At 41.2% G+C, this 2,473-nt stretch carries 2 protein-coding genes; both read left to right on the top strand.

The window, feature by feature from the left end:
- The first annotated feature begins 102 nt into the window (after positions 1-102).
- Positions 103-1,101 carry a glycosyltransferase family A protein gene (locus OXS49_RS33120; protein WP_267428736.1) on the top strand — a complete coding sequence of 333 codons (999 nt, stop codon included), beginning with the start codon at positions 103-105 and terminating at the stop codon, positions 1,099-1,101.
- A 71-nt stretch (positions 1,102-1,172) separates the two neighbouring features.
- The gene (locus OXS49_RS33125) at positions 1,173-2,234 is read left to right on the top strand and encodes a glycosyltransferase (RefSeq protein ID WP_267428737.1); all 1,062 of its coding nucleotides are present in this window, start codon (positions 1,173-1,175) and stop codon (positions 2,232-2,234) included.
- Positions 2,235-2,473 lie beyond the last annotated feature (239 nt).

Raw genomic sequence — 2,473 nt, forward strand, 5'->3', positions numbered from 1 at the left:
ATCTAATGAATAATGAGAGTACCAAATTCATTTATCGGCCGCGAATGCAACCGATGGCAAAATTAGGTGTTCATCACCGGTATCATCAGATGAGATATCTCTATGCATGAAAATAAGGATGGATCAAAGATTCAATTATCCATTGTAATTTTATGCTATAATATGCAGAGAGAACTTCCCAAGACTTTGAAAAGCTTATCTGCAGATATGCAAGCGAATATGGATGAAATACCATACGAAGTCATCATAGTAGATAATGGTTCCACGCTTCCATATGAGTTAGATCCAATTCCCGGGCCTTCGAGGGTTCAGTTTCTAAAGTATGATCAGCCTACTCCTTCGCCTATTCCAGCATTGAATTGGGCAGCCTCGAAAGCCCAGGGCGACATTTTGTGTATATTTATTGATGGCGCGCGTCTCGCGAGCCCTGGACTACTGGCAACCGCCATGAGCATAATGGGAATCAATAACCGTACCGTCGTCGGTACTTATTCGTTCCATTTAGGGGCTAAACCACAAAATATATCCATCAGAAAAGGTTATAGCAAACTTCAAGAAGATAAACTTCTTGAGTCTATCCTCTGGCCAACTAATGGATATGAGTTGTTCAATATAGCGAGCTTGGATCCATCATCGGGAGATGGAATTTTGTCCATCCCTGCCGAAACAAACGCCCTTTTTTTAAGGAGATCGCTCTGGCAGGATCTCGGTGGTTATAATGAAAAATTTTCTGGACCGGGAGGCGGCCTAGCTAATCACGATATTTGGAATCGGATATGTTCGGATGAGAGAAATAAAGTTACACTGTTGTTAGGCGAAGGGACATTCCACCAGTATCATGGTGGTGTCTCCACAAATTCAATAGACGATAATTGGTCTAAATACGTTGCAGAATATCAAGAGTCAACCGGCATACCTTATAAGATGCCTAAAAATGTGCCGTACTATTATGGTCAGGTTGATTGGCGAGTTCGACCTTTTCTTGCTGGCGAATTATCGCGACGGTTCATCGAAAGATCCTTTAGAGCTAAGCTCAAAAGCACAGCTAAGCGATTCCCGCTTCTTCAAAATATTTATAATTTTGTCAGAGCGAGACTTTGAAACGCCGATTTTTTGTTTTAAGTTCGGGTGAATTTTGTGCGCTAAGGTTTCCATAGTATCAAGGGATAACGATGCGGATACACATTCAACTATCGCCGGAATTAGATGTGCGAAAAACTCAACACTTGTATTCGCTCGGCTTGACACCGGATCCGATTGCATATGGCTTTCACCACGCACTTAATACTGGCTACGATATTTCATTCTCTTCATCGGTATTAAATGGTCCTATATACCAATTCATAAGAAAGTCAATCATCAAGATATTTTGTTTAGATTTGCTTCATGCTATTGGCAATTGGAAAAAAATAGAGCAAGCAGACGTCGTTTGGACAGTCACTGATGTTGAGTATTTGGGGGTACTACTTGTATTGATTTTAAGTAACAATAAAAATACATTCGTGCTTTGCAATAATGTTTGGCTCTTCGATAGACTGACAAAGAAACCTAGGCTCTATTCAAATTTAATAGTAAGAATGCTGGTAAAGCGCGCAAATCTGTTGACATTCCATAGTGTAGCTCATCAGCGCAAAGCTGAGGAATTCATGGAAGGTGCGAATCTAAGGACCGTTCCATTTGGCATATCGGATGAGGCTTTTGTCGTACAAAAGCCATCAAAAGGTCGAACGCGTACCACCACGAAGATTTTTTGCCCAGGAAATGATAAAACCCGGAATTGGGATGCTATCCATCAAGCGTTTGCAAATAATTCGAAATTCGACGTCGTAATTGTTTGCGATCGGCTTCCTATTTCTTATTTCGAGAAAGCCTCCAATTTCCGTCAGGTAAAGCGTCCAACCATCGACGAGTTCAAAGAGCTATATAGAAGCACAGATTTCGTTGTAGTAAGCATGTATGAAAATTCCTATTCGGGCATAACTGTTGCTCTCGAGGCTGCGGCGATGGGCGTGCCAATTGTGTCCACTGACACCGGAGGAATCAGAACCTATTTTGACGATGACGAAGTCAAGTATGTTCCCCTTGCTAGCCCAGATGCGATCAGGGACGCTATTCTCAATATGCCAATCGATGAAGCTTATAATCAGGCTGTGAAGGCGCAAAGTAGATTTATCGAGGATAATTATAGGTGTTCGCGAATGGTTGCTGATTATTTTTCTTTATCAGTCGCCTAATCTTCAACAATCGTTTTCAGGCGCTTCTATAAATGTTTTCATGCCAATCTGCTATGTTTGGATATACAGAGTGCTGTCGGACCGGCTTGCATAACATTCATCTCTGTATATAATTAAGTAAGCTTTTTAGGCTCTAATCGATGAAATTTTTCGAACCAGAATCTCAAAATTCATCTCGTGTTGTTGAATGAAGCCCGCATTGTTTTTCATTTTTTTATGGGGGGTCCCACGTTATAATG

The organism is Methylobacterium sp. GC_Met_2 (assembly GCF_026540795.1).
Lineage (GTDB): Bacteria > Pseudomonadota > Alphaproteobacteria > Rhizobiales > Beijerinckiaceae > Methylobacterium.